2 protein-coding genes are annotated in these 1943 nt (G+C 73.8%); both read left to right on the top strand.

Annotated elements, in window-relative coordinates; all coding sequences use genetic code 11:
• Positions 1-124: 124 nt before the first annotated feature.
• Positions 125-1216 carry a nitronate monooxygenase gene (locus tag ACWGIU_RS36835; protein WP_453712428.1) on the top strand — a complete coding sequence of 364 codons (1092 nt, stop codon included), beginning with the start codon at positions 125-127 and terminating at the stop codon, positions 1214-1216.
• On the top strand, positions 1213-1943 hold a 731-nt coding region (locus ACWGIU_RS36840; protein WP_453712429.1), incomplete at its 3' end, for a 16S rRNA (uracil(1498)-N(3))-methyltransferase. The genes ACWGIU_RS36835 and ACWGIU_RS36840, both read left to right, overlap by 4 nt.

Below are 1943 nucleotides of genomic sequence, written 5' to 3' on the forward strand. Positions count from 1 at the left end.
GGGATTCCCCGGCCGGGCTCGTCCCATGGGGCTCTCCGACGGCTCAGGGCCGGTCGGGAAGCGGACTATGCCAGGCGAATGCCATGATTCGGCCCCCTGCGCGGGACGTGGCACGATGCAGTCCATGTCCACGGCACCGAACGGTCTCTCCCCGTACCCGATCGTGCAGGCTCCCATGGCGGGCGGCGCCTCCTGCCCCGTGCTCGCCGCCGCCGTGTGCGAGGCGGGCGGACTGGGCTTCCTGGCCGGCGGCTACAAGACCGCGGACGGGATGTACCAGGAGATCAAGCAGGTGCGCGCGCTGACCCGGCGCCGCTTCGGTGTCAACCTCTTCATGCCGCAGACCGGTTACGTCGATCCGGCCGCCGTGGAGGCCTACCGCGGGCAGCTGGCCGGTGAGGCGAGCTGGTACGAGATCTCGCTCGCCGAGGAGGACATCATCGGCACCAGCGACGACGGCTACGACGCCAAGCTCGCCATCCTCCTCGAAGACCCGGTCCCGGTCGTCTCGTTCACCTTCGGCTGTCCCGCTTTCGCGGCCCTCGCCGCCCTGCGCAAGGCCGGTACGTACACCGTCGTCACGGTGACCTCCGTGGAGGAGGCCCGCAGTGCCCAGCACGCGGGCGCCGACGCGGTCTGCGTCCAGGGCGCCGAGGCCGGCGGTCACCAGGGCACCCACCGGGACGACCCGCAGATCGACGGCACGGCGACCGTGGGCCTCCTCGCGCTGGTGGCGCAGGTACGGGAGGCCGTGGCGCTCCCGATCATCGCGGCGGGCGGGGTCATGCGGGGCTCGCAGATCGCGGCCCTGCTGGCGGCCGGCGCGGAGTCGGCGCAGCTCGGGACGGCCTTCCTGGCCTGCCCGGAATCCGGGGCGGACCCCGTGCACAAGAAGGCGCTCACGGACCCGCTGTTCGTCCGCACCGAGCTGACCCGGGCCTTCTCCGGGCGGCCGGCGCGCGGACTGGTGAACCGCTTCATGCGCGAGCACGGGCCGTACGCCCCGGCCGCGTACCCGCAGGTCCACCACCTGACCTCGGGGCTGCGCAAGGCCGCCGCCGCGGCCGGGGACGCGCAGGGTATGGCCCTGTGGGCGGGCCAGGGGCACCGGCTGGCGCGGCCGCTGCCGGCGGGGGAGCTGGTGGAGGTGCTGGCGGCCGAACTGGCCGAGGCGCAGCGCACGTTGAAGGCAACGCAGATGAGGAGTGCGTCATGACCGCCCCGGTTTTCGTGGTGGAAGAGGTCCCCGCGGGGCCGGAATTCGTCCTGGACGGGCCGGAGGGTCGGCACGCCGTGTCCGTGAAACGGCTGAACCCGGGCGAGGACGTGGTCCTCACGGACGGGCGCGGCCACTGGGCGGAGGGCGTGGTCAAGGCCGCCGAGGGCAAGGACCGGCTGGTCGTCACGGACCTGCACACCGTCGCGGAGGAGCCGGAACCGGCGGTCCGGATCACGGTCGTCCAGGCCCTTCCCAAGGGGGACCGGGGCGAGCTGGCCGTCGAGACGATGACCGAGACGGGCGTGGACGCGATCGTGCCCTGGCAGGCCTCGCGCTGCATCACGCAGTGGCGCGGCGACCGCGGGAACAAGTCCCTCGCCAAGTGGCGGGCCACGGCCCGGGAGGCGGGCAAGCAGTCCCGCCGGGTGCGCTTCCCGGAGGTGGCCGAAGCCATGTCCACCAAGCAGGTCGCGGCGCTGCTGGCCGACGCCGACCTGGCGATGGTGCTCCACGAGGACCGCGACACCCCTTCGGAGGCGCTGGCCACGGCCGAGCTCCCGAAGGCCGGTTCCGTGGTCCTGGTGGTCGGCCCGGAGGGCGGTGTCTCCCCGGAGGAACTGGCGGTCTTCGCCGAGGCCGGCGCCCACCCCTACCGCCTGGGCCGCTCCGTGCTGCGCACCTCCACCGCCGGTACGGCGGCGGTCGCCGTCCTGCTGGCCCGCAC

The sequence above is a fragment of the Streptomyces sp. NPDC054840 genome (genome assembly GCF_053611065.1).

What these genes read in the sequence shown, in the direction of transcription:
- ACWGIU_RS36835 (WP_453712428.1), top strand. Translation starts at nt 125, where the DNA reads ATGTCCACGGCACCGAACGGTCTCTCCCCGTACCCGATCGTGCAGGCT.